This window comes from Parapedobacter sp. ISTM3, from assembly GCF_016533505.1.
GTDB classification, from domain to species: domain Bacteria; phylum Bacteroidota; class Bacteroidia; order Sphingobacteriales; family Sphingobacteriaceae; genus Parapedobacter; species Parapedobacter luteus.
Genome location: NZ_JAENGN010000061.1, coordinates 1 through 860, shown reverse-complemented (window position 1 = coordinate 860; position 860 = coordinate 1). Strand labels below are relative to the sequence as shown.

2 protein-coding genes are annotated in these 860 nt (G+C 40.3%); both read right to left on the bottom strand.

All coding sequences use genetic code 11. The annotated features are described in order from the left end of the window. Positions 1-316, bottom strand: a 316-nt coding sequence (locus JHJ32_RS22615; protein WP_233632819.1) for a macro domain-containing protein, incomplete at its 3' end; no start/stop codon positions are given. Continuing rightward, positions 309-476, bottom strand: a complete 168-nt coding sequence (locus JHJ32_RS22610; RefSeq protein ID WP_200122999.1) for a hypothetical protein — start codon at positions 474-476, stop codon at positions 309-311. The genes JHJ32_RS22610 and JHJ32_RS22615, both read right to left, overlap by 8 nt. Between the last annotated feature and the right edge of the window lie 384 nt (positions 477-860).

The window sequence follows — 860 nt, the reverse complement described above, 5'->3', positions numbered from 1 at the left end:
CATCAATTACCCGGATTAAGTCATCCAATCCTTCTTCGATAAACGAATATTCCGAAGGCTTTCGCCAATCCTTTTTCGTGGGGAAGTTGATAATCAACTTTTCGCCAGCATCAAGGTTGTTGTCATGCGTCACCAAAAGCCTACCAATCTCAACCTCTCCTTTTTTAGACGCATCTGCATAAGCTTTGAAATTATTTGGAAACGCCCTTTTGAATTGCAAGGCGATACCTTTGCCCATCACACCTACGGTGTTTACGGTATTTACCAATGCCTGTGCATCGCTCTCTAAAATATTACCTGTTAGGTATCTAATCATAGGTCAATGAGTAATCGCCGTTATTTATAAACACTCGCCCTGTATTTCTTGCGTCAATCAACGCGATGTCTCCAATGGTAATAAAATTCGGATTGGCATTAGGCGATTTAAAGTGTGTTATCCCATATCGCAGCACATGAGGAATATTTGCCAATTCCATAGTTAACGGTTTCCGGTCTAAAGCACCGAAATATAATATATTCCTTGGTTTAGTTCTTCTTCTTTCACCTTTGACCTCCAATATTCTTCAACCACATGGTTTTTCAATGCGCTGTATGATATTCCAAATCGGAATATCAAGTCTTCGCATTCCATTACTCCAAGCACCATTATCATCTTCCTGACATCAAATGATCCATCGCTGGTTTCTTGCTGGTTAAATAGCTTTTGCCTACCTGCCTTTGAAGTCGCAAATTGCGACTTCAAGATTGTTTATTAATTACGCTTATCGATCCAATGATGCCGAACCAAATCAGCAAGGAAGAGCCTACCAGCTCATCACAAAACTCTCCATCTGTTGCAAATCGTCATATGACGTTACCAA